This window comes from Sphingobium aquiterrae, from assembly GCF_037154135.1.
GTDB classification, from domain to species: domain Bacteria; phylum Pseudomonadota; class Alphaproteobacteria; order Sphingomonadales; family Sphingomonadaceae; genus Sphingobium; species Sphingobium aquiterrae.
Genome location: NZ_JBANFL010000027.1, coordinates 1 through 21,571, shown reverse-complemented (window position 1 = coordinate 21,571; position 21,571 = coordinate 1). Strand labels below are relative to the sequence as shown.

Here is a 21,571-nt window from a genome sequence, read left to right as displayed (position 1 = left end):
CGGAAAGGAAGGATAGGGTTCAGGGCGCGAGCGACGGCCACTGCCGCCGCTCTCACTCACACCGGCGCGATCAGCGCCAGCTCACGATGCGCGGTTCCGCCTCACCCTCGAAGTGCACCAGCGCCTCGACTACCATCGCGCGCTTTCCCTCGATCTCGATGGTTGGCCGCTCCACGCGCTGCTTGCCACCTTTCGGCTTCGTCGTAGCGCGAGGGGCAGGGGCCTGTGCAGGTGCGGGAGGATCGATCGATATGGCAGGAACCACCGGCGTCTCGTCCAGCGCACGATCGGCCTCCGCATCCCGGATCGTGTCCGTCGTGGGCTCCGGAGCGGGGGTCTCTTCCGGGCTCTGTGTATCGTCATCGCCGCTATCGGAGGTCGCATCGACTTCCGGCGAAGGGGCTGGGTCAGCCTTGGGTGCCGACTTCTTCGCGCCAACCTCGCGCGCGAACCGCTCGCACGCCAACACGGTCATGTCCTCGGCCGCCGTGTTCGCAACAAAGGCTCGTGTCGCCGCATCGTCCGTCTTGGCGGCCTGGGTGAGCGCGACGGCGCTCCGCATCGATATGTCGGCGAACAGCAGCGCAATATAGTCCGGTGCCTTAGCGAGACCCTGATACCGGGTGAGCAACGTCCGGTTGCGCCCCGTTGCGCGCGCCAGCTCGGCCAGGGAGCGCCCCTTCGCGACCTGTCCCGTGACAAACCGGATCATGTCGGCCGTCGACAGATCCTCGCGCTGATCGTTCTCGATGAACTGATCGATGCGGACCCGTTCGATATCATCGGTCTTGCTGACGATCGCGCGGACCGGCACGCCAAGCTTCTGGCACGCACGCCAGCGCCGCTCGCCGAACATGATCCGGTAGCGCCCGTCGTCATCCCTTGGAGCGACGGTGATTGGCTGGAGCTGGCCGCGCTCCTTGATCGTCTCGGCCATTTCGTCGATCTTGGCCGGGTCGATCTCGCTGCGGACGTTCTCTGGATCGGGATACAGCAGCTCGGGGTCGATGAGCTGGACGCGATCGGCGTCCGCGACAGCCGCCTTCTCGCTGAAAACGTCGAAACCGGAAAAGTCTGTCATACGTGGCTCCCGATCCGGGCCATCGCTTCCTCGAGGAACGCGCGCATTGCGGGAAGCGAATTGCGCACGTCCTTATCGAAGCGCCACACCGGCACATGCTCTTGGATGGCCTGGCTGTAGTGCGCGCGTTCCGGAAGGACGGCGGTGAACAGATTGCGGCCGATCTTGCTCTTGATCGCGGCGAGCATGTCCATCTGATGCCGATCGTTGGCACGCACGCGATTGGGGACCAAGCCGACGACGTGGATCGGCGTGCGCCGCTTCCCATTGACCGTCGCGATCGAGTCCGAGACCTGCTTGGTTGCGGCAGGGCCGAATGGCCCCAGCTCGACGGGGACGATCAGGTGGTTGCACACCAGCAGCGCCGCGAAATTGATCCATGACCAAGAGGGCGGCGTGTCGATGACGCAGTAATCGAAATGCGGATCGAGCGCCGGAAAGTTGACATTGATGTTCGAAAGCGCGCGCGGGTAGTCCGCGTCATACTCGCCGCCCATGCGGTTCGAGTAGATCGCGAGCCGGGGAAAACTGGCGGGCGGGGTGTAGCCCGGTTCAAAGAGCGGCTTGCACGTGCCAAGGCTCTCGAAGTCGGCGAGCGCATCGGTCGCATTGCACTGGCGATCAAGGTCGAGAAACAGCACGCGATGGCCGGCATCGGCTAGATGCCATGCCACATGGCACGCGATCATCGTCTTGCCGGCGCCGCCCTTCTCGACGTTGATGGCGATAGTCTTCACGCGCTACCAGCCTCGATCGGAGTTGTTGTTCCAGTGGTCGTAACCGCGATAGTTCGAATCCGTCCGCGTGTTACGACGCGCCTCCTCATCCGGAGTGTCGCCACTCCAAATGCGCGGGCTCTTGCCGCCCCCGCCCCGGAGGACGGCCCAAGCGATCAGGACGAACAATCCGATCGTCAGTAGATTACCCAACATGGCCTTCGCCTCCGTCGCCTTGATGAAAGGCGCAACCTGTAATATACGATACCGCTAATGCCGTCAATATGCGGTATCGGTAATTACTAGGGCATTGGATGACGTCTAGCAATATCCGTTCTGTCGGTCGCCCTCCAATGGGGGATCAGACGCTTGCGCGGTTTCCAAAAGGCACGCTGGGGCGCATCAAATCGGTTCTTCGGGATGGCGAAAGTCAAGCCGACTTCATGCGCGAAGCGGTCGAGCTGGAGCTACGCCGGCGAGAGGGGCCGCCGGTAGGCGGCCCCGACCGCGCCTAGTCGCGATCATCCGAGCCCTTGGCGAGAACCGCAAAGCCGTCGGCGATCAGTTCCACCGTGTAGCGCTTGCCCTCGGCAGTGTCGTAAGAGTTCTGCCGGACGCGGCCCGTGATATGCACCAGGTCGCCCTTCTGAGCCTTCGCGGCGCGCTCGATCAGCTTGCCGAACAGAGTCACCTCGTTCCAGTGGGTATCCGTCACCCATTCGCCATTGTCCTGGCGGTTGTAGTTGGCGGCGACGTTCACCTTCGTCACCTTGTCATGCTCCGTGATCTTGCCGACGCGGCCGATGATCCGAAATTCAGCGATGTTCTGCATGGTCCTGTCCTTTCGATCGATCAGGCTCATTCCTGATGGGAATTGAAAGGGAGTGCAGTCGCCGCGATCAAGCGAAAAAACGGAGGGTCCGCGCAGCGGAAACCGTAGGCGCAGCCGGTTATTTGCTTGATCGTAGAAGGCGGCCAGCGCCCATTTTCCCATCGATTCAGGAAGAGCCGATCGAAGGGGCAGACGTGAATGTCGCGCGGGGGATCTCGGCGCCGTGGCTCAGTCGTGGCGCGGCAAAGGGATGGTCGACCAGTTCGACACGGCCGCGGGGGAAGGGAAGGGGGAACGCCGATGAAGAGGGCATTCGATCCAGATCGCGCGCTCTTTGGCTTGAAGACCTGGCGCTACGGCCGCGCTCAAGGTGAAAAAACAGCTCAACCAAGCACGAACGTGGCCATTTGAGCGCTACAGAAGCCGCATGCTCCCCTCGGGAGCACCGCGACGCGGAGCGGCGCGTCCGACGGATCGGTTAAGTGTTGTCATTGCGATTTGGCGCATCGGGTTGGGTTAGAGCATCCTCGCCGTCAGGCGTTAGAGCGTTGGCCGGCTAGGCCAACTCCATCTGTCCCTAGATTATATGAATCTAGGAGCGGTTGACCATTTTTTTGAGACTCTTGTTTCTCGATCGCGATGGCAAGGCTGTCCAACACGCGCCGCAAGCCTTCGTCCTCGATGTCCTCGGCAACCATCTGGCGAGGGGTGCGCCAGAGCCGCATGGTTTCGATCTCTTCGATGCGATCGACCTCACGCTGCACCACGTCATCGGGCAGCGGCACGGGCCGAAGAAAGCGCGGAAGGAACCGTGCGAGCCGGTTGGGGAAGCTCATGCGATAGACGTTCGACGTCTGCGCGTTGCGCGCCTTGGGGCGGTCGGCGGGTGGATCGATCGGAACGCATCGCCGCTGCTTCTCGATCAACCCCATCTTGGCGAGGATCGACAGGCCGCGCCCGACACTCGCGCGAGACAGGCCGCTCGCGGCCTCGATCCATTCCCAGGTTGGGAAAACCTTGCCGGCGCAGGTTCGGGCAAGCGTCGTAAGCTGCTCGAACACGCGGATCGCCGCTGGCGTTATCAGCGTGACGAGCCGTTCGTCCTCGGAGAGCTGGCGACCCTCGGCGCGCGCGAGCCGCCGCACGGCGTTCTTGCGCTTCAGCAGCTCCACGGCCTTCTTATAGAGCCGGTCGGTTTCGCCCTTCGCGTAGCTGTAGAAAAAGTCATCCTCGAACGTGCCGGCACGCCGGCTGTTCGGATGCACATGCGCGCGCGTCGGGTTTGGTGCGCCCGATCGCGATCTCGGCCGCGCGCGCTCAATGCGGTCGAGCGCCATGAAGCTCGCCTGCGCGAGTGAAACTGCTCCCATCGTCCGTCCCCTTCATCGGGGCCGGGACCAGGCAAAACTTGGGCGTGGCGCGAAGCGCGCTCCCTTGAACCGAAGCTCAGGAACGGGTATGAGGGGGGTGTCTTATGTCCCGATCGATGCCGCCAAGCATCGCTCATCACATTCCAGGGTGCCCGGCCTCGTGCCGGGCATTCGTTTATGTGGTCACGGCCGCTCCCTAATTCGTCGTCCGCCAGTTGCGCACGACATCGGTATTTTTTGCCGGAAGCGACGCGCCAGCGAAACAACTACAATTCGTGCTTTCGCGGACTAATGCAGGAAAAAGTTCGTGCTATCGCGGACCCGGGTCATGCGCGTTCGTGCTTTCGCGGACCTGACTTCGTGCTTTCGGGGACCGGCACTCGTGCTTTCGCGGACCAAACAAGGCCGCGATGAAGAATCGATTCGCAGCGCGCGCTTAGGCGGACATCAACGCCGGCTTCGGCGTAATTGTCACAGTCGTTGCGGTGGTATTCCGGCCTTTGCCCGCAACTGTCGCACTGGATGCAGTATCGCCCATGATGATGTGAAAGTCGGGGATGGCATTTGCGTCGGTAATGCCCTTCATTACGTGCCGGAAGTGCTTCAAGGAATTTTGGTAGCCGAGTTGAAGCCGCAAATCGTCCAGCCCGACTTGGACTGCACCACCCTTGCAGGTCGAAAGCGCGACCTCATAAAGCCGGCGCTCGACAGGTCCGAGCTGGAAATAGGAGGGCGAATATTCCAGCACGCGACGATCGCGCAGGATCGCACGGTAAAGCCAGTCGCACAGGCGAACCTTGACGCCCTTCAATCGCTTATCGCCGTTTTTGCTCTTGGTGTAGTGGAGCTGCGCTTCCGACAGCCAAGAGAAGAAGCCAGCTTGGCCCTCGCCACCCGCTTCGATGTTGGTCTTGATCTGCGTGCCCTGGAGTCGTTCCAGCGCATCGGACAGTCGCGAGTAGGAGCGCGCCGAGCCGTTGACGCCGGTCACGCGGAAAAGATCGTGAGCGGTAAAATAGAAGTCTTGGGCAACAGCCTCGCCGGCATCAAGTTTGGAGACCAGCAAGCTCGCTATATAGAGCAATACTTCCTTGTCGTAGATGGTAGCGACCCCGCGAGGGCCGGGACCGATCTCGATCGACACCGCGTCGGTCTTGTAGATCAGCGAACGCTTCCACGCCGTCTTGGACAAAGCGAAAAACGGATACGCCATCAACGACTGCTCGCCGCGGACCTCGGTCAGCAATGGGCTGTCGAGAATGAACAGGTCGCCTTGGCTCAGGTCACGCTCGGTCATGCCGCAATTTCCCGGGTCCGCGAAAGCACGAACGGCGGGGAAGGATGGTCCGCGAAAGCACGAAACGGACCGTCGTCCCCACGGAAGGCAGAGGGCAGAGTCAGCGATCGGTGCCAATCTTCGTGCTTTCGCGGACCGACGTGGTGACAGGCAGTGTCGGCAGTAACTCGTCTCGCAAACGATCGATTTTGAAGCGGCACCATATGAGAATGTGTAGCAGCCGCGCAGCGCGTATCAAAACACTTTCTCGATTGCGCCGTGTCGTGATAGGCGCGGAAGATGAGTTTTGAGAACGATTCATGCTGATCGGCTATGCGCGCGTCTCGACGCCCGAACAGGATCTGACGCCCCAGCTCGACGCGCTGCGCGAAGCGGGGTGCGAGCGGACCTTCACCGACAAAGCGAGCGGCGCCAAGGCGGACCGCGCCGGTCTTGCCGAAGCTCTGTCGCATGCACGTGCCGGAGACGTGCTGGTGGTATGGAAGCTCGATCGTCTCGGCCGAACGATGAAGGGGCTGATCGATCTGGCGGCGGACCTTGCTGATCGCGGCATCGGCTTCCGTTCGCTCACGGACGGCATCGACACTGGCGGCACTGCCGGCAAGCTCGTCTTTCACATCATGGCCGCAATGGCCGAAATGGAACGCGACCTCATCCGCGAGCGCACGACGGCCGCCTTGATCGTGGCGCGGCGCGAGGGAAGGGTAGGCGGCCGAAAGACGGTGATGACGCCCAAGCGGCTCGAGGCGGCCCGCAAGCTCTTGGCCTCGGGGATGACGGTGCGCGAGATCGCGCCGACGATCGGCGTCTCGGTGCCAACCCTCTACCGCCATTTCCCGGCGCCGGTGCAGGAAGCTATCAGCGCGGAAGGGGAAGGCCCTGGCGCGTGAACGTCTGGCTATTCACCGGCGCAGACGGGTTATCCGCTCTGACGATCGACGGGGAGGGGGCAAACCTCCCCGCCGAGCTGGGGCCGTGGACCAAGGTTCGGGCGATCGAATTGCACAATGATGGCCCCGACGAACAAGAGGCTATCGCCCTTATCGGCGAACATGGATTTTGCTGTTTCAACTAGGCCGCGATCTGATCCCATTCCCGCCATGATCCTTGCCTAACAATTATGCCATGACGATCATTCGGCACGCTATCTTCCCCGATGATATAGCGATGGTGCTAAGCATCTGGCGCGAGTTTATAGACAACTCGCCTGTCAATCTCGACTATCAGAACAATGATGCTGAGTTCGCCAGCCTACCCGGCAAGTATGCAGCGCCCAATGGGTGCGTGTTGCTCGCGGACCGCGCGGGCGATGTCGAGGGCTGCATCGCAATGCGCCAGGTTACTGCCGAAATATGCGAAATGAAGCGATTGTATGTTCGCCCCCAAGCACGCGGAAGTCACTTGGGTCGCGAGCTAGTAGAACGACTGATCGCCGAGGCTCGTGCCGTTGGCTACCGGGAAATGCGGCTCGACGTGCAGGCAAAGTCCGTCCCCGCTCGCAAACTGTATGAAAAAATCGGCTTCGTCGCGGCCGAGCCGATCTCATTCAATCCGGTGTCTGGAGCATCCTTCTTAGGTCTTCACCTATAACAACCCCTCGGCTTGGGTAGCCTGATTGGGCACCCGGCTTCGCTGTGCGGAATCTAAATGCGCGGCCGCGCCTCCGGTCCGCATCGATGCGCCGAATGGTGGATATGCTGTGTTCCCTTTCCGTTCCTTTGGGCGTTACAAGGGGGCGAAGGGAATCACCATGCTGCCACTGATGCAGCCGGTGCCGATCGCCGAGGTGCCGAAGGGGATTCTTCTACGCATCGTCGGCGCTGCGGGCGCCGGCTTTCCAAGCCCCGCCCAAGATTGGCAGGACGATGCGATAAGCCTGATCGAGCTGCTGCGTCTCGATCGAGCGGCGAGCTTCGTGTTCCGGATCAGCGGTAGCAGCATGATCGAGGCCGGAATCTACGATAACGACGTCGTAGTAGTCGATCGCGACACGCGCCCTGCAGAAGGGCATATCGTGATCGCGATCGTCGATGGCGGCTTCGTCTGCCGCCAGCTCGTCCAGCGCCGGGGCGCTCCGTTCCTCGAGGCGCGCAACAGTCAGCAATGCTATGAGCCGACCTCGGCCGAAGGCGTGGAAATATGGGGCGTCGTGCGGACCGGCGTTCGCGACTACCGGCGGTAGGCGGCATGTCCTGGGCGATCGTCGACGTTGCCAACTTCTATGTCAGCGCGGAGCGTCTGTTCGATCCGAGTCTGCGGGGCGTGCCGGTCATCGTCCTGTCGAACAACGACGGGTGTGCGGTTGCGAGGAGCGAGGAAGCGAAGGCACTCCACGTCCGTATGGGCGAGCCGGTTTTCAAGATTCGGGACCGGATCAAGCGCCACGGCATCCAGCTCCGATCGAGCAATTATGAGCTGTATGCGGATCTCAACCGCCGCTTCAATGCCGTCATCGCCGATCATTCCGACATGGTGGAAGTCTACTCGATCGACGAAAGTTTCTTCCGCTTGCCGGTGCTGCCGAGTGGCCTCGGCAACGTCGCGGCCGCGCACGCGGTCCGCGAGGATATAGCCCGATCGGTCGGCCTCCCGACCCGGATCGGCCTGGGTCCGACCCGCACACTGTCGAAAGTTGCGAATGCTTTGGCAAAGGCGACGGAGAAGGTGTGGGGAGGGGTGGTCGACCTTCACGACGTCGAGCTACGCCGGCGTCTGTTCGACCATTGGCCGGTCGGGGAAGTATGGGGCATCGGGGGCGCGCTGGAAGCGCGCCTTCGGCCCCTCGGCGTAAGGACAACGGCGGACCTGGCTGCGCTGCCGCCTGCGGTGGCGCGCGACGTGGGAACGGTGGTGCTGGAACGGCTTGTGCGCGAGCTGGGCGGCGTCGAGTGCGCCGACTTCAAGGTGGCGCCCGAACCGCTCAAGGCGACCGCGGTGACGCGCCAGTTCGGCGAGCCCGTCACCGATCTTGCCGAGCTGCGCGAGGCCATGGCGCGGCGCGCGGCGCGCGCGACCGATAAGATACGAGCGCAAGGGCTCGCCGCAAGCCGGCTGATCGCCTTCGCACATGGTTCGCGCTATCGGCCGAATCCGCCTTCGGCATCGCGATCGGCGCGGCTCTCTCCTCCGACCAACGACCCTCGCGTCATCGTCGGGATCGCGGGAAGGATGATGGAGGCGATGTTTCAGCCGGGGGGCGTCTATACCAAGTGCGGCGTGCTGCTGGAGGATCTAGCGCCGGAAGGGGAAGGGCAAGCGGACCTGTTCGCTGCCGCTGATCCCAAGGCACCCGCGCTGCTCGCCGCAATGGATAGCCTTAACACCCGCTTTGGTCGAAACACTATCGTGCTGGCCGCGCAAGGGTGTGGTGCGCGGTCGTTCGACACCAAGCGATCACAGAAGAGTCCGGCATGGACGACGCGGATCGGAGACATTCCGATTGCGCGCTAATGTCGCAATCGCGCGCGGTGAGTAGTGAATCGATCCGATCTGACTTCTTTTAAACCGGTTGCCGTTCACTGAGCGACGTCACTACGTAGAACTACGATGGAGGTTCGGCGTGGAAAACGTATCAGCTCTGTCGCTGATGCAAACGGCATTGGCGATCTATGATCGAAATGACGAGGGGGCGACAATCGCCGCCTGTCATCTTCAAGCCGCGATCGACGCGGCGACCGGGGCGAAACCCCTCAAACCCGGCGACGAGATCGATCCTGAGCTGTTGGCGGCGTTTGATGCCCGCATTGGGCGCGGAGGGAAACGCCCTCGCTAGTCGCCGTCAGCGGGTCTCGGCGGCGTCGGTTCGCCACGCGCCGCCTGTTCGCGGTGCGCAGCGTAGCGGCCAGCAAGGTCCAGATGGATCGCCTTAATCGCCGGGTCGGTTGCGGCGGCGGCCAAGTCAAGTTCCTGCTGCGCCCTGCGGGCATAATAAGTTTCGTCGTCGTCTTCCGCCAAAGTCGGTCCTCGTGGTTGGTCGTTGATCTATACCATATCCGCGTCAAATGGTTGAGATAGATCGGCAACGCATCGACGTGGCCTGTCAGCGACCTCGATCTTTGTCGCGCGGGGCCGGCGCTGGCGCAGGCCCTGCGCGACCGATTTCAGCGTCCAGCGTGCCACCCGACTTGATCCGATCGGCGACAAGCTGCCGCGTCGACTCCCCGATCGTGCCAACCATGCGCGCGCTGTCACCCCGTTCGCGAGCCGTCTGCATGGCGGCATCGACGATGGCCTGGGCGGGCGCAAGGCGAGGGTCCGCGTTATTCTTTTCCGCGCTGTTCTTCAGGAACAGCTCGGCAAGGCGCTCTTGCCCGGGTGCGGCGCCGGGGGGCAGGATCGGTCGCTCCAGCGCGCGGACCGCGCGCTGAAGCTGCGCCGTCTGCTGGCCGTTGATCTGCACGCCAAGCGCGGCCCCGATCTCACGCACGCGCTCCAACGGGGTCTGCTCACGACTGACCACGGCATCGACCTGTCGGATGCCAAGATAGGTGAGAAGATGCGCTTGGTAGATCGGTCCTTTGGGGTGGCGGACATAGGCCAGCTCGGTGCGGGCGTTCGCGATCGTCGCGGACGGCGCACCTTGCTTTATCAACCCGCGCAGGCGTTCGGTCGCCTGCTGGCGGGCAGCGGGCAGATAGCGCTCCAGCTCTTCGCGCGCCTTGGCGAGCGTAACCCGGTAGCGCTGCCCTTCGGGCGGCGCGCGCTTGGGGAGCATCGCGATCCCGGCGGGGCCGATACGCGCCTCGGGCGCAAGGTCGCGCCGGACCGCTGCGGCGGCCAGCACCGCCGCCATGCCGCGATGGTCTCCCGTCAGGAATCCGTGACGGGATGCCTCCATCCACTTATCCTTATCGATCGCGGCGATGCGGATCGGAAAGCCCGCCTCGCGCGCGATCTGCGCCGCGTGATGCCGCATGGCGCGGCCATTGCCTTCGCGGAAGGGGTGAATGGCGTTGATCTCGTTGATGTGGTTGCCAAGGCGATCGAAAAACTCGTCTCGAGGAACGCCGCGAAAGCCATTCTTCGCGCCCATATCCGCGAACAGCTTGTCGAGTTCGCGCGCGAGATAGGGGACAGCCGCGAAGCTCGATCCGCCCTTGGCGATATTCACGGTGCGGTCCTGGCCCGCCCAATCGTAGAGGTCTTGGAACAGGTGGTTGTGAAGGGCACGATAGCCCTCGGCCGTGGCCGGAAAAGAAAGGCGCGCGGCCTGTGCGCCGCGCGCCTGCGTTAGTCGACGCTCCGCCTCGGTAAGCGTCTTATCGTCGGTGATCCCCAGCTTGTTCCGAAGCGTCTCGGTTCCCGGGTAAGTGTAAGGATCGCCCGCCAAGGTTAGGCTGCGATCTGGCGCGTTCCGGGCTTGTAGAGGTCGAGAATGATCGACGACATCAAGTCGGGCGGCACGCCTTCGTCGAGCATCATCGCGAACATCGCATCCTCGTCGGCGGTCGGCGTCATATCCTCGATCGCGAGATTGGCCCGCGCTTCGGCGACATCCTCGCGCCACAATGCGACCTGCTCTGCAGAGCCGCGCTCAAATTCCATCTGGCGGATGCGCCCACGTAGCGTTTCAAGATCGATCTGTGCCATCGCGTCATCCTTTCCACCTGGGACATTAACCCTTCCAACGCGATTTCTCAACAAATCACTCGTCTTCATCGGCACTCATTTCGTCATGTGCCGCGCCCGTTCGGGCGCGGCTTATTGCGAACAAGTATCAGTATTCACTTGCTAACATGATCGTCAGCACGCGCTTGGTCTGCTGCTCGTCCCAAGGTGCCTCGCTGCCATAGGTCAAGCTGGTGTCGTAATAATCCACCTTCCAGAAAACCGTCTCGGCAATGGCCTTGTCGTCGCTGGGCCGGTCTTGCGTCCAAACACCGCTCGCGAGCCGGTAGACCGCCCCGAAGTCGTGTTCACCATAGGGGTCATTGTCGCCGTCGAAACGCGAGAAGCCTGCAATTGCTGCCAGTGCTGCGAAGCGGTCGGCATCGGGGAGGGCGTGAAAGCCCATGGTGACATTGGCGATCGACGCGACGCCGGGGCTGCTCCGCGCCGCGTCGTTCAGTCGGCGAATGGTGTCGAGTTGTTCGGGGGTCTGCATGACTGATCCTCCTTCTGGCATGGGCCGCAAGGCCGCTCGGCCTCACGGCCCTGCCGTTCCGGCGAGGAACGGGATGGGGAGGGGGAGCGAGAATCTACCGCTGGCGCGGGCGAGCCGCCCTAGCGCGGCCGGCGGCATGCGCCGGGTGCTGCGCTTGGCGGATTACACGGGCGGTCGATTGTCGTTCGGGAACGAAAGGGCAGCGCCCTTGGTGTTCCCCTCGGCCGACGCAGCTCGCTTGCGAGGCTGCGGCGATCGGCGGGGGTTTTCGCGCGTCCAGCGCGGCCGTCACCCTGCCGCGATCGTAATCGCGTCGATCGCCACGTCTCCCCGGTATCGCGAAACATCAACCCGCGGTGACGCGGAGCCTCGTCCAGCTCGCCGGCGCTGCGCCGTCGGCGAGCATGATCGCGCCGGGCCTGCGGGGCAGGGCCGGCGCGATGGTCGCCCCGGTGTTAGGTGGTGTCGCCGAGCGGGCGCGGAGCGTCCAGCCTCCGCGCCCGCTCGGCCCGCAACCTCTCGACGAGCTTCAAATCTCGATGCGTCTGGATCAGCCGCTCCAGCGCCTCGATCGGCAAGCACGCGGGATCGAGGCGGGGGCCGCGCTCGCGCGCCCGATCTCGGCCGAGCGCGAGCAACCGTCGCCGGTTTCGGACCTCCATCAACAGCACGCCTAGCTCCGCCTTGGTAAACGCGCGCTCAAGGCCGTAGAGGTAGCCCGAGAAACTGTGGCGCGCTGCCGCCAACAGTCCTTCGGCCCGCTCAAGATCGTCGTCATGGCGACATTCGCGGATGCGCTCGGCCGTCAACGCGCGCGCGCTCTCCCGGACACGGTGGTAATGGTCGCCACTGGCCATCTCGATCGCCAGCAGGTGCCCGACTTGCCGCACCCAGGATGCCATGCTGACCCACGCATAGGGCTTCGCGCTGGCCTTTTCGGGGCGACGATATTGGTGGTCGGCATGGTGCCGGGGTGGGCGCTTGTCGCCGTAGAAAAGGTCGGGCTGGCGGGCGCTCATGGCCGGTCGCCCCGGATGCGGCGGATGTGGAGCGTGGCTTTCTTAAGATGATATTCGACGCCGGTGACGCTCAAGCCATAGCGCACCGCCAATTCAGGCCGCGTGATGCCCTCTACGCGGTTCAGCAGGAATATCTCGCGGGTGCGCGGAGGAAGGCGGGCAAGGCTTGCTTCGACGCGGCGCAACAGATCGACCGCCTCAAGCTGCGCGAGGGAATCAGGCCCACTTAGATCGAGGCTGTCGATTGGCGTATGCCGATCGGCGTGCTGCCGCGTCCGTGCGCGCCAACGCTCGATCACGAGGTTGGCGGCCGTCCGCATCAGGAACGCTTCGGGACGATCGGCCCTTCGGCCAACGGTCCTGCAAAAGCACTCCTGCACCATGTCCTCGGCTTCATCGGCGAAACCCTTGTGGCGGAAGTAGCGCCGCAGCTTCGGCGCTTGGCGATCAAAGACGCTCTCGATAGGCAGTCCGATCGAAGGGGTAGGGGTTGTTCCCATAGATTTTCCTCCGGCATGGGCCGAAAGGCCGCTCGGCCTCACGGCCCTGCCTGTCCGGCGAGGACGGGATGGGGAGGGGGAGCGAGAATCTGTCGCTGGCGCGGGCGAGCCGCCCTAGCGCGGCCGGCGTCGCGCGCCGGGTGCCGCGCTTGGGGGATTACACGGGCGACTGATTGTCGTTCGGGAACGAAAGGGCAGCGCCCTTGGCGTTCCCCCGGCCACCACGACAAAAGGGCCTAGTGGCAACGAACTGCCACGCTCCGCCAAGCGGCGGAACTTCTGCAGGCGGCCTAAGGCCGCTCGCGCTGCGCCTCGGCAGCATCGCGAAGCATCGCCCCCCAACAGGCGATAAGGAGCCCTTCTTCGGCCGAAGTCTCCTTGGTCACTGTCGCATAGATGCCCAAGAGATTGGCCACCTCGTCGAGCGGGGGTCCGCCTTGGCGCGCCAGCAATGTCGCCATGACTGCCAAGGCGCCGCCGATCGCGCGGACGAGCGCCGGATCGGCGCGAAGCTCCGGGGTGTCGGCGTCATCATCCGGCAGCTCGTCCCCCGCTCCTGTCGCGGTGCCGCGCTCGGCGACGTCGATCGCCATCTGCAGATGGACGGCCGCGATACTATCGCCGGCCTCGTCGAGCATTGAAATGGCTTCGCGCATGAGGGCGATGGCGGGTCGCCGCGACGAAGCCGGATCGTTCATGCAAAGCCTTTGCGGTGCAGCAGAGCGGGGGCGGGGGTCGGGCTCGCCTGCATGTCGGGTTCGCCGGCCCTGCTCACGACAATGGCGTTCTTGCCCGAATGCTTGGCACGATACATGGCCTGGTCCGCGCCCTGCATCAATTCGGCGATGTCGCGGGGAACATGGGGCGGTATCAGCAGCGCCCCCATGCTGCACGTCACTGGATGCCGCGAGCCGGCCAGGACGGCTGTCAGGCGGGCATGGATGTCGGCTGCAAAGCCTTGGGCCTCGGCGATCGACGGCACGCGCATAAGCAGGGAAAATTCATCGCCGCCGATGCGACCGATAAGATCTTCCCGGCGCATGATCGAGGAAGCGCCCTTGGCGAACGTGGTGAGAACTTCGTCGCCGGCAAGATGGCCCTCCGTGCTGTTCACGGCTTTGAAATCATCGAGGTCGAGGATGGCGAGCAGAAGAGTGTGATTGGTATGCGCCGCATCTTTGATGGCCGTGGCGCACCGTCGCTCGAAGACTTGCTTGTTCAATGTGCCCGTCATGCGATCACGATGGGCGTGAAACTGTTCGCGGTCGTAGGAACGGCGGAAGCTGGTGATCGCCGATGCGAGGAAGATGAATGTCGAGATACGGACGATGACCCGCATAACAAGGATCTCGGGAGTGACGGGCGAAGAAGCCCGCAGTCCGGCCATCACGGCGAGAAAGGCTGTGAGAACCGCGACGAAGTGGCCCTCTCGCGCTCCCAGGCCCCATGCCGCACCGCAGATGATCGGCATGTAGAGCGGTGCGAAGCCAACGTCGGGCACCAGGTGGTCAAGCGCAGCGACAGCCCCGGTCGAGGTGACGATCGCGAGCCAAGTCTTTTCTCTCGACAGAGCTTCAAGATACCCGGCCAATCGACCGACGGGTAAATGGCTGTTCATGCACGGTTTCCAGCTTCGGCAAATTCCCATCCTAACAACGGTTCGTAAAATGATACTTAAAACCCGTCGCCTTATAACCATCTCGCGGGCGATTTATGAAGGGTGAAACGCACCCATCCCGGATGCTTACGTGCTATCGTTGCTGCGAATATCCGCCGATACCGGAAAGCCCTTGGCCTCAGCCAACAGAACTTTGCTTATGACATCGAAATGGATCGAACCTATTTCGGCGGCATCGAGCGCGGAGAGCGTAATGTCGCCATCGACAATATTGAAAGGATAGCGGCGGGTCTGAAGATCAGCCCCTATTTGCTGCTGATCGATCCTGGCCCCTCCGATAAAGGGGCGGAGAACCTTTCGGAATAAACCAACATGGAAACGCCCGCCCGCTTGGGCGGTCCGCATGGTCGATTTTCTGCTTTCGTTCTCGCCTCGGCTGACTCATAGAATCGTCATGCCGATCATGGCCGAACATCGCTGGCTATATCCGATCGACTGGCCCGAGCTGTCGAGGCTGATCCGCTTTGGCCGCGCCAAAGGGCGCTGCGAGCATTGCCGGCGTCCGCACGGTGCAAGGGTGTTCCACCTGGGCGACGGCCGATGGTGGGACGCCGATCGCCGGCACTGGCGCGATGGGCGCGGACGCCGGGTGCGCGCGCCGGATCGTGATCTCGCGACGATCGTCCGCGTCACGCGGGTCTATATCGCCTGCGCGCACCTCAACCATGATCCAACCGACAACGGCCCGCGCAACCTCGCGGCTCTGTGCCAGCGGTGCCACATGATCCACGATGCCGCCGAGCATCGCCGGCGGCGCTGGCTCAACGCCTACCGGCGCCGCGCCTTGGGCGATCTGCTGGCGCGGCTCGATGCCGCGTCGGCGGGGTCGGGTGTGCCACGTGGCACACCTGCAGCGGCTCTAGCGGCCAGCTAGAGCCGCATATCGTCAGTTCTTGGTCGAGACGCCGAGCTTGCGACGGCGGGGCTTCGGCGCTGCGGCCTCCGGCTCTGGTGGCGGGGGAGGCGGCGAGGCCGGCTTGCGGCCGAGCCCGATCTTCTTCGCCATCGTCCGGCGCTGCTCGCTATAGGCGGGCGCGACCATCGGGTAATCGGGCTTGAGCTTGTAGCGGGCGCGATATTCGTCGGGGGTGAGGCCGTTCGTGGACAGGTGGCGGCGGAGCGTCCGATAGGGCTTTCCGTCGATCATGGAGATGATGCGATCGGGGGAGGCGAGGGACTTTCTGGCGGTCACGGCGGGGACATGCTGTTCGCCGGCCTCGGCCGGTGCGTCCTCCGACGGCGCGCCGGTGCCGGCGCGGAGCTGGGCGAGCGCGGCGTGGACGGCGTTCAGGAACGCCGGCACCGCCTCTGCATCGGCCCGGGTGTTGGGGTTTCCGAGCCATGCGGCGGTCAGCTCGGTCGCCAGCTCGATCGTGCTGATGCCGTTCTCGGTCTGCTCGCTCATTCTGTCCCGCCCCGTTTTCAGGATGAAATGCCATCCTGCTATTGGTTGTTAAGCCCGGAAGGCGTATATCGGAGTCGGTCTCGTATCGACGTCAGTCCGATGCACCATCCTGAGCCCGTCGAGCTGCTACTCGGCGGGCTCAAACTTTATGGCATCGAAAAAAAGGGACGGGAACCCTGCTAGGCCCCCGCCCCCCGTCAGGGTCGAATTACTTCTTCCCTAACGTGACGATCGCGACGACCAGCGAAATGCCGGCCAACACGACCATGATGGTCTCGAATGTTGTCAATCCAATACACCTCCTTTGACCGGCGAGATTGCGGGGGAGCTGCTACATCCGTCCGCTGCCGATCGAGGTCATTCTAACCGATCCACTTTGGTGCTGTCCGTATTCATGACACGCTCTCCGATCACATTCTCGTGAAGTCGCCACGGCGCCGCCCGGCCTTGGTCGGGCGGCGCCGCGCGGTTCCGCCAGGAACAGCACGGCGCGCCCGCCATGCGAATGCGTGGCGGGCGCGCTGGCGACGGGGCTGCCGCTGGAAGGTTGGTGGAGGAAAAGGGGGTCCGATTAACACCGGACCCCCCGCTCGGCGGTTAGGCCATTTCGTCGTCGGCCATTTCGTCCTCGTCCATGGCCTCGATGTCGTCGCCATACATATCCGGATCGACGTCCTCGGGGTTGCGCTCGGGCTGGTCGAAAGCACCGATCTTCATGGGCGCGGGAAGCCAATTGGCAGGCAGGCGCTCCGACACGTTGACGGCAAGGTCGGCCTTCTTCTTGATCGTCGCGCAGTTCTCAGCGCTGGGGGCACCGCATTCCTCGCGCAACAGGTCGATCATCGCAGCACGGCGCATCTTGTCGAACAGGCCGATAGGGGCGGACCAACGGGCGGCAATGTCCACGCCGCTCGCTCGCGCGATCTGCTCGAATTGGTGGTGGCGCATACCGGGGGAGCCACCCGAAAACACCGTGCCGTCCACCGTCATCGCGACAAGCCCGGCGAGCAACGCCATCTTGTCCTCGGTCCCCATGCTGCGGATCGCCTCGAAGCGACCTTCGGCGGGAATGGAAGCGAAGCGGGTTGCCATCGTTTCCTCGACAGGGCGAACATCGCTGGTCGCCATAAGCTCGTCGGGAACATCGGTTGCGACCGTCTTGGCCTGAACCTCAATCGCCATCTGATAGCTGTGCGCGCCGTGGAGCAACTGGCCCGCGAGACTGTCCAGCATGATGTCGAGCGCCAGCATAGGGTCGGCCGCGACCGCCTCCTGCACGATCTGCGTCTTGATGCGCGACAGGTCCGCGAACAGGCTGTTGCTGTAGAGCGGCGTCGGACCGTCACTCGACGCCTTGGGCTTCGGCTCTGCCTTCGCGCGATAGAAGCTCTTGCCGAGCGAACCATCGTGCGAAATCCACAGCGCCACACCGCCGACCGCCACCTGCTCGGCGTTAAAGGCGCGCAAGCCCTCGTTGATCGCGTCCCGCTCGTCGGACAGTGGGTCGATGCGGTCGCTATCCTCGCCCTCGGCTTCGGCGATGGCCTCGATTTCGGCATCGATCGCAGCAAGCCGTTCGGCTTCGGCCTCGCTCGGCTCGCGCGTGGCCGGATACATGCTGCCCTTCATGTAAAGGTCATAGGGCCGGTCCAGTTGCGCGCGGACCTCATGCCAACCGATCGCCCGATATTCGTCCGCGATGGCGTCCAGCTTTTCCTCTGCCAATTCCTGCACAAGCTCGGGCTGGTCGGCAAAGCCTTCGGCCCCTTGGCTGAACAGGTCCACCGTGATCGTCCCGCCCTTGGCCTCGTAGGCTTCGCGGCTGACGAAGATGAACGCGCCGCTGGTGGTGTCCACCTTCTCCGTGGTGAGCATCCGCCGGATCGTGTGGGCGTGGCCGTTCGCCGCCTTGCAGACCTTGATCTGCTGCTCGTGGTCGTCGGTGAGGGTGAGCGCACGTGCCGCCTCAAGCGACAACTGGTCCTTGGCGATAAGGTCGATCAGCGACGGTGCGAGCGCGGAAAGACGGAGCATCTTATAGACGAAGCTGACCGCCTGACCGAACCGGGCCGCGATTTCCTCCGCGTCCATGCCGGTATCGCGCAGCGCGGCAAAGGCCCGGATGCTGTCTGCCGGGTGCATGTCCTCGCGCTGGAAATTCTCCGCGAGCGACAGTTCGATGGCCTCTTCCTTGGTGCGAAGCTCGACGGCGAAGGTATCGCTGTTCTTGATCCGCTTGCGCTTGGCGAGTTCCTTGAGGCCCCGATAGCGCCGCCCTCCGGCGAACACATAGAACAGCCCGTCTTCCTCATAGGCGACGAGGTTCTGCAACAGGCCGTGCGCGTCGATGTCGTCGGCCATGCTCTCGATGGCGGAAGGCTTCACGCGGCGCTGATTGAGGGGCGAAAGGCGAAGCTGCGACAGCTTGGGGGTGATGATAGCCATGATGAAAACTCCTGATCTGTGATGATGTCGATGGGGGAGGGGTCAGCCTTCGAGGGCTGCGAGTTCGTCAAATTCGGCGGATGCGCGCTTCGCGCCGTCGCCCGCGTAGGTCGCGCCGGTGCGCGGGTAGAAGAAAACCCGCTCGCCCTTGGCGTAGGGAATGCCGTCCGCGCTGGTCCCGTCCACCTTGGCCCGTTTCCAGTAGGGATCGCCTTTGTATCGGGTGTAAGCCATTGTCCTTTCTCCTTCTTTCGAGGCGCAGCCGGTTGCCGCTGCAACCGGGTCTGCCTCTCCGGCGAGGAGCGGGATGGGGAGGGAGGAGGAAAATCGATGGCCTGGCGCGGGCAGGCCGCCCTAGCGCGGCCGACGCCCCAACGGGCGTCGGGTGCCGCGCTTGGCGGACCACACGGGGCTGTCTATTTTCCTTCGGGAACGAAAGGGCAGCAGCCCTTGGCGTTCCCTTGACGCTCATGGCCTCCGGGGGAGGGCATTGGCGCTCAGCAAACTGAAATCCGCGCGTCGGCGCGTCCGTAGGTGTGCCACGTGGCACACCTCACGCGAGGATCGTGACCCTTTGGGAGTGCGCCGTTGTGGCGCGAAGAAGAAAGGAGTGTTCGAATGAACTGAGCTTACTGGCGTAGCTTATGCCTGACCGACTTACCGGTGCTGGTGATGAACCGGCTGAGATTCCGAAAGGGAAACGGGACCATAGCATGTCGGGGAATGGATCGAAGTCGGGTGCCGCAACCTGACGGTTGACCAACAGGCAAGGTGTGCATGGTGAAGACTGGATTGTCTGAATCCCAGATTCCAGCGGCTATCAGGTTGGCGATGGTGAACGCGGTTGTCACACCATTCCGAGCGGAGCGAGGAGCACGTCCCAGTGAATCGCTGCCAGTCCGCTCGGCGCAGCCCCGGTAAGGGGATTAAGGAAACGAACGGGGCACCTAAACACGCCGCGACTCCTCACTCGCGCAACTGCGGGATCGCCTAAACAGGACGGCTTGTTCGGACCTGCATGGCGACGGAGCCGTCATAGTAGTCAAATGCCCGGTGTAATGGCCGGGATAGCCGCCGCGAGGCGGACGGAGCAGCGGTATAAGCGGGAGTGATCCTTGTCGAAATCCGCAGCATCCGGGCGAAGGACGGCAGTTCTGTAACCTCGATGAATCAAGGGAAAGGGATTGCTGATGCAGACCGCTACTATCCTGAGACGGATCGAGACGCTTCCGGCCCTGTCGCGGGCGGGCAAGCGGATCAATGGTCTCCACCGCCTCATGCGGTCCCGCTGCTTATATGAGCGGGCCTATGACAGAGTATCCCGGAATCGGGGTGCCATGACGCCGGGAGTAGACGGCCAGACCTTCGACGGCATGACGCTGGCAAGGCTTGATCGTTTGGTCGAACGCGTGGCGGATGGCCGTTACCGCCCTCGTCCAGTGCGGCGGGTCTATATCCCCAAGGGCAATGGTAAAATGCGCCCATTGGGCATCCCTACGGCGGATGATCGCATCGTTCAGGAGGCGGCGAGAATGATCCTCGCGGCGATCTATGAGCCTGTGTTCTCGAAACATAGTCATGGGTTCCGCGCGGGTCGCTCCTGCCACACGGCTCTCGAAGAGATCCGCAAAACCTGGACGGGTGCGAAATGGCTGATCGAAGTGGATGTTCGCGGGTTCTTCGACAACATCGACCATGACATCCTGCTCGGCCTCTTGGCCCGGCGCATCGATGATCCTGTGTTCATCGATCTGATCGGAACAATGCTCAAGGCAGGGTGCATGGACGAATGGAAGTTCGAACGGACCTATAGCGGCACTCCACAGGGCGGGGTCATCTCGCCCTTGCTTGCCAACATCTATCTCCATGAGCTTGACTTGTTCATGGAGGAAATGCGGGCGGGCTTCGACAAGGGCGTCAAACGGCGGGCCAATCCTGCCTATGCTGCTCAGGGCCAGCAGATCGCCGCACTTCGTAAGAAGATCGACGCAATCCGTGCCGGTGGCGCGGACGAGGCAGAAGTCCGGGCCTGTCTGGCTCGGATCGAAACCATCAATCGGGATCGACGGAAAATATCATCCGTCGATCAAATGGACCCCAACTTCCGCCGCCTGCGCTATTGCCGCTATGCCGACGACTTCCTTGTCGGTGTGATCGGCAGCAAGGCGGACGCCGTCCGGATCATGGCCGATATACAGCACTTCCTCGCTGAGCGGCTCAATCTGGCGGTATCACCGGAGAAAACCGGGGTTCGCGATGCGTCGAAGGGATCGCCGTTCCTTGGCTTCCATGTATGCGCCTTCACGTTGCGCTCCGCCGGCACGATGGCGGGACGGCAGAAGGTCGGCGGTGGGATGCGTCGCGTCCTTCGTCGGCCAACGCGGGGGAATATCAAGCTGTGGGTGCCACGGGATCGGGTCTATGGGTTCTGCAGGCGGAAAAAGCTCGGCAACCTCGACAAGAGGAATGGCCGAGCACGTCCGCAGTTCCTCGACTCCAGTGTCGCGGAGATTATCGTTGCCTATAACTCGGAGTTTTGTGGCTTCGCCAACTATTATGCGATCGCCGATGGCGTAAAAGCGTCGCTCGACAAACTTGAGCTGGTCATGTTCAGGAGCTTGTTGGCGACGATATCCTGTCGACGGCGTACGAGTAGAAGGCAGGTCATGAAATCCCTGAAAATGGGGGCGGACTATGGTGTCACCACCATGGTCCGGGGCAAACCGCGCGTCCACAAGGTGTGGAAGCTGAAACATCTGATCGTGAAGACGTGGGGCAATCCCATCGTCGATACCATCACGGTCGGCTCGCGCATTGCGCAGAGTTCGAACGACCTCGTTACCCGCCTCACCGCTGAAGAATGCCAAGCATGCGGCGATACCGATGGACCGTTCGAGATGCATCATCCCAACCGCCTGAAAGACAAACGGGGCGACCAACTGACACTGTGGAAACAATCGGCGCGGCGGCGCAGGACCATCGTTCTGTGCCGCAAATGTCACGTCGCACACCATGGTGGTCGGATGCCCGACAGAATGGAGAGCCGTGTGCATTGAAAGGTGCAAGCACGGTTCGGGGGGAGGCGCTGGGGCGTCCTCGAAAGAGGCGTCTCGCGCCCACCCTAC

General features: G+C 63.1%; 26 protein-coding genes. 10 read left to right on the top strand and 16 right to left on the bottom strand.

Features of this window, described 5'->3' with window-relative positions; genetic code table 11:
* Positions 1-70: 70 nt before the first annotated feature.
* Both WFP78_RS20980 and WFP78_RS20975 read right to left on the bottom strand, forming a co-directional pair.
* Positions 71-1,081 (bottom strand): ParB/RepB/Spo0J family partition protein, encoded by a 1,011-nt coding sequence (locus tag WFP78_RS20980; RefSeq protein ID WP_336966397.1) that lies wholly within the window; start codon positions 1,079-1,081, stop codon positions 71-73.
* Complete coding sequence (locus tag WFP78_RS20975; RefSeq protein WP_336966396.1) at positions 1,078-1,818, bottom strand: ParA family protein; 741 nt, start codon at positions 1,816-1,818, stop codon at positions 1,078-1,080. The genes WFP78_RS20980 and WFP78_RS20975 overlap by 4 nt, the downstream gene beginning before the upstream one ends.
* 293 nt (positions 1,819-2,111) lie before the next feature.
* On the opposite strand from WFP78_RS20975, the gene WFP78_RS23490 reads away from it, so the two are divergent.
* On the top strand, positions 2,112-2,312 hold the full coding sequence (locus WFP78_RS23490) for a YlcI/YnfO family protein (RefSeq protein WP_419723014.1): 201 nt from the start codon (positions 2,112-2,114) through the stop codon (positions 2,310-2,312).
* On the opposite strand, the gene WFP78_RS20970 is transcribed toward WFP78_RS23490, so the two are convergent.
* The 3 genes from WFP78_RS20970 to WFP78_RS20960 all read right to left on the bottom strand — a co-directional run bounded on the left by WFP78_RS20970 (position 2,309) and on the right by WFP78_RS20960 (position 5,296).
* The gene (locus tag WFP78_RS20970) at positions 2,309-2,629 is read right to left on the bottom strand and encodes a single-stranded DNA-binding protein (protein WP_336966395.1); all 321 of its coding nucleotides are present in this window, start codon (positions 2,627-2,629) and stop codon (positions 2,309-2,311) included. The genes WFP78_RS23490 and WFP78_RS20970 overlap by 4 nt on opposite strands.
* 533 nt (positions 2,630-3,162) lie before the next feature.
* On the bottom strand, positions 3,163-3,966 hold the full coding sequence (locus WFP78_RS20965) for an RNA replicase (RefSeq protein ID WP_336966394.1): 804 nt from the start codon (positions 3,964-3,966) through the stop codon (positions 3,163-3,165).
* A gap of 469 nt (positions 3,967-4,435) precedes the next feature.
* Positions 4,436-5,296 (bottom strand): replication initiator protein A, encoded by an 861-nt coding sequence (locus WFP78_RS20960; RefSeq protein ID WP_069710376.1) that lies wholly within the window; start codon positions 5,294-5,296, stop codon positions 4,436-4,438.
* Between the two features lie 299 nt (positions 5,297-5,595).
* On the opposite strand from WFP78_RS20960, the gene WFP78_RS20955 reads away from it, so the two are divergent.
* From WFP78_RS20955 to WFP78_RS20930, 6 genes are all read left to right on the top strand, one after another.
* Positions 5,596-6,186 carry a recombinase family protein gene (locus WFP78_RS20955; RefSeq protein ID WP_336966393.1) on the top strand — a complete coding sequence of 197 codons (591 nt, stop codon included), beginning with the start codon at positions 5,596-5,598 and terminating at the stop codon, positions 6,184-6,186.
* Positions 6,183-6,371, top strand: a complete 189-nt coding sequence (locus tag WFP78_RS20950) for a hypothetical protein (RefSeq protein ID WP_069710378.1) — start codon at positions 6,183-6,185, stop codon at positions 6,369-6,371. The genes WFP78_RS20955 and WFP78_RS20950 overlap by 4 nt, the downstream gene beginning before the upstream one ends.
* A gap of 50 nt (positions 6,372-6,421) precedes the next feature.
* Positions 6,422-6,886 carry a GNAT family N-acetyltransferase gene (locus WFP78_RS20945; protein WP_336966392.1) on the top strand — a complete coding sequence of 155 codons (465 nt, stop codon included), beginning with the start codon at positions 6,422-6,424 and terminating at the stop codon, positions 6,884-6,886.
* Positions 6,887-7,046: 160 nt separating this feature from the next.
* Entirely contained in the window at positions 7,047-7,478 is a 432-nt protein-coding gene (locus WFP78_RS20940; protein WP_336966391.1) for a LexA family protein, read from the top strand.
* Complete coding sequence (locus WFP78_RS20935) at positions 7,436-8,746, top strand: Y-family DNA polymerase (protein WP_473829059.1); 1,311 nt, start codon at positions 7,436-7,438, stop codon at positions 8,744-8,746. Before WFP78_RS20940 ends, WFP78_RS20935 begins: the two co-directional genes overlap by 43 nt.
* A gap of 109 nt (positions 8,747-8,855) precedes the next feature.
* Positions 8,856-9,068, top strand: a complete 213-nt coding sequence (locus WFP78_RS20930) for a hypothetical protein (protein ID WP_336966389.1) — start codon at positions 8,856-8,858, stop codon at positions 9,066-9,068.
* Here the strand turns inward: WFP78_RS20930 and WFP78_RS20925 are convergent.
* The 8 genes from WFP78_RS20925 to WFP78_RS20890 all read right to left on the bottom strand — a co-directional run bounded on the left by WFP78_RS20925 (position 9,065) and on the right by WFP78_RS20890 (position 14,536).
* Complete coding sequence (locus WFP78_RS20925) at positions 9,065-9,250, bottom strand: hypothetical protein (protein ID WP_336966388.1); 186 nt, start codon at positions 9,248-9,250, stop codon at positions 9,065-9,067. The genes WFP78_RS20930 and WFP78_RS20925 overlap by 4 nt on opposite strands.
* An 85-nt stretch (positions 9,251-9,335) precedes the next feature.
* Positions 9,336-10,625: a Fic/DOC family protein gene (locus WFP78_RS20920; RefSeq protein WP_336966387.1), complete on the bottom strand. Its 1,290-nt coding sequence runs from the start codon at positions 10,623-10,625 to the stop codon at positions 9,336-9,338.
* 2 nt (positions 10,626-10,627) lie between these two features.
* Complete coding sequence (locus tag WFP78_RS20915) at positions 10,628-10,885, bottom strand: hypothetical protein (RefSeq protein WP_336966386.1); 258 nt, start codon at positions 10,883-10,885, stop codon at positions 10,628-10,630.
* Positions 10,886-11,012: 127 nt separating this feature from the next.
* On the bottom strand, positions 11,013-11,399 hold the full coding sequence (locus tag WFP78_RS20910) for a DUF3768 domain-containing protein (protein WP_336966385.1): 387 nt from the start codon (positions 11,397-11,399) through the stop codon (positions 11,013-11,015).
* Positions 11,400-11,854: 455 nt separating this feature from the next.
* Positions 11,855-12,418 (bottom strand): hypothetical protein, encoded by a 564-nt coding sequence (locus WFP78_RS20905; RefSeq protein ID WP_336966384.1) that lies wholly within the window; start codon positions 12,416-12,418, stop codon positions 11,855-11,857.
* Positions 12,415-12,960 (bottom strand): RNA polymerase sigma factor, encoded by a 546-nt coding sequence (locus WFP78_RS20900; RefSeq protein WP_336966383.1) that lies wholly within the window; start codon positions 12,958-12,960, stop codon positions 12,415-12,417. The genes WFP78_RS20905 and WFP78_RS20900 overlap by 4 nt, the downstream gene beginning before the upstream one ends.
* 248 nt (positions 12,961-13,208) lie before the next feature.
* A complete protein-coding gene (locus WFP78_RS20895; RefSeq protein WP_336966382.1) occupies positions 13,209-13,616 on the bottom strand; it encodes a hypothetical protein in 408 nt (135 codons plus the stop codon).
* Complete coding sequence (locus WFP78_RS20890; protein WP_336966381.1) at positions 13,613-14,536, bottom strand: GGDEF domain-containing protein; 924 nt, start codon at positions 14,534-14,536, stop codon at positions 13,613-13,615. Before WFP78_RS20890 ends, WFP78_RS20895 begins: the two co-directional genes overlap by 4 nt.
* A gap of 102 nt (positions 14,537-14,638) precedes the next feature.
* Here WFP78_RS20890 and WFP78_RS20885 point away from each other — a divergent pair, with 102 nt between their 5' ends.
* Both WFP78_RS20885 and WFP78_RS20880 read left to right on the top strand, forming a co-directional pair.
* Positions 14,639-14,902 carry a helix-turn-helix domain-containing protein gene (locus tag WFP78_RS20885; RefSeq protein WP_336966380.1) on the top strand — a complete coding sequence of 88 codons (264 nt, stop codon included), beginning with the start codon at positions 14,639-14,641 and terminating at the stop codon, positions 14,900-14,902.
* An 88-nt stretch (positions 14,903-14,990) separates the two neighbouring features.
* The gene (locus WFP78_RS20880) at positions 14,991-15,470 is read left to right on the top strand and encodes a hypothetical protein (RefSeq protein WP_419723015.1); all 480 of its coding nucleotides are present in this window, start codon (positions 14,991-14,993) and stop codon (positions 15,468-15,470) included.
* Positions 15,471-15,482: 12 nt separating this feature from the next.
* Here WFP78_RS20880 and WFP78_RS20875 read toward each other — a convergent pair whose 3' ends face one another.
* The 3 genes from WFP78_RS20875 to WFP78_RS20865 form a co-directional block, all read right to left on the bottom strand.
* Entirely contained in the window at positions 15,483-16,001 is a 519-nt protein-coding gene (locus WFP78_RS20875; protein ID WP_336966378.1) for a Ros/MucR family transcriptional regulator, read from the bottom strand.
* A 597-nt stretch (positions 16,002-16,598) separates the two neighbouring features.
* Positions 16,599-18,446 carry a ParB/RepB/Spo0J family partition protein gene (locus tag WFP78_RS20870; RefSeq protein ID WP_336966377.1) on the bottom strand — a complete coding sequence of 616 codons (1,848 nt, stop codon included), beginning with the start codon at positions 18,444-18,446 and terminating at the stop codon, positions 16,599-16,601.
* A gap of 42 nt (positions 18,447-18,488) precedes the next feature.
* Complete coding sequence (locus WFP78_RS20865) at positions 18,489-18,680, bottom strand: hypothetical protein (RefSeq protein WP_336966376.1); 192 nt, start codon at positions 18,678-18,680, stop codon at positions 18,489-18,491.
* A gap of 1,103 nt (positions 18,681-19,783) precedes the next feature.
* Here WFP78_RS20865 and WFP78_RS20860 point away from each other — a divergent pair.
* Entirely contained in the window at positions 19,784-21,502 is a 1,719-nt protein-coding gene (locus tag WFP78_RS20860) for a reverse transcriptase/maturase family protein (protein WP_419723013.1), read from the top strand.
* Positions 21,503-21,571 lie beyond the last annotated feature (69 nt).

Coding starts and splice junctions, on each gene's coding strand:
- WFP78_RS20970 (WP_336966395.1), bottom strand. CDS start 2,629: ATGCAGAACATCGCTGAATTTCGGATCATCGGCCGCGTCGGCAAGATC.
- WFP78_RS20910 (WP_336966385.1), bottom strand. CDS start 11,399: ATGCAGACCCCCGAACAACTCGACACCATTCGCCGACTGAACGACGCG.
- WFP78_RS20940 (WP_336966391.1), top strand. CDS start 7,047: ATGCTGCCACTGATGCAGCCGGTGCCGATCGCCGAGGTGCCGAAGGGG.
- WFP78_RS20860 (WP_419723013.1), top strand. CDS start 19,784: ATGACGCCGGGAGTAGACGGCCAGACCTTCGACGGCATGACGCTGGCA.
- WFP78_RS20890 (WP_336966381.1), bottom strand. CDS start 14,536: ATGAACAGCCATTTACCCGTCGGTCGATTGGCCGGGTATCTTGAAGCT.
- WFP78_RS20905 (WP_336966384.1), bottom strand. CDS start 12,418: ATGAGCGCCCGCCAGCCCGACCTTTTCTACGGCGACAAGCGCCCACCC.
- WFP78_RS20980 (WP_336966397.1), bottom strand. CDS start 1,081: ATGACAGACTTTTCCGGTTTCGACGTTTTCAGCGAGAAGGCGGCTGTC.
- WFP78_RS20880 (WP_419723015.1), top strand. CDS start 14,991: ATGCCGATCATGGCCGAACATCGCTGGCTATATCCGATCGACTGGCCC.
- WFP78_RS20870 (WP_336966377.1), bottom strand. CDS start 18,446: ATGGCTATCATCACCCCCAAGCTGTCGCAGCTTCGCCTTTCGCCCCTC.
- WFP78_RS20895 (WP_336966382.1), bottom strand. CDS start 13,616: ATGAACGATCCGGCTTCGTCGCGGCGACCCGCCATCGCCCTCATGCGC.
- WFP78_RS20935 (WP_473829059.1), top strand. CDS start 7,436: ATGGGGCGTCGTGCGGACCGGCGTTCGCGACTACCGGCGGTAGGCGGC.
- WFP78_RS20875 (WP_336966378.1), bottom strand. CDS start 16,001: ATGAGCGAGCAGACCGAGAACGGCATCAGCACGATCGAGCTGGCGACC.
- WFP78_RS20865 (WP_336966376.1), bottom strand. CDS start 18,680: ATGGCTTACACCCGATACAAAGGCGATCCCTACTGGAAACGGGCCAAG.
- WFP78_RS20945 (WP_336966392.1), top strand. CDS start 6,422: ATGACGATCATTCGGCACGCTATCTTCCCCGATGATATAGCGATGGTG.
- WFP78_RS23490 (WP_419723014.1), top strand. CDS start 2,112: ATGACGTCTAGCAATATCCGTTCTGTCGGTCGCCCTCCAATGGGGGAT.
- WFP78_RS20915 (WP_336966386.1), bottom strand. CDS start 10,885: ATGGCACAGATCGATCTTGAAACGCTACGTGGGCGCATCCGCCAGATG.
- WFP78_RS20965 (WP_336966394.1), bottom strand. CDS start 3,966: ATGGCGCTCGACCGCATTGAGCGCGCGCGGCCGAGATCGCGATCGGGC.
- WFP78_RS20955 (WP_336966393.1), top strand. CDS start 5,596: ATGCTGATCGGCTATGCGCGCGTCTCGACGCCCGAACAGGATCTGACG.
- WFP78_RS20960 (WP_069710376.1), bottom strand. CDS start 5,296: ATGACCGAGCGTGACCTGAGCCAAGGCGACCTGTTCATTCTCGACAGC.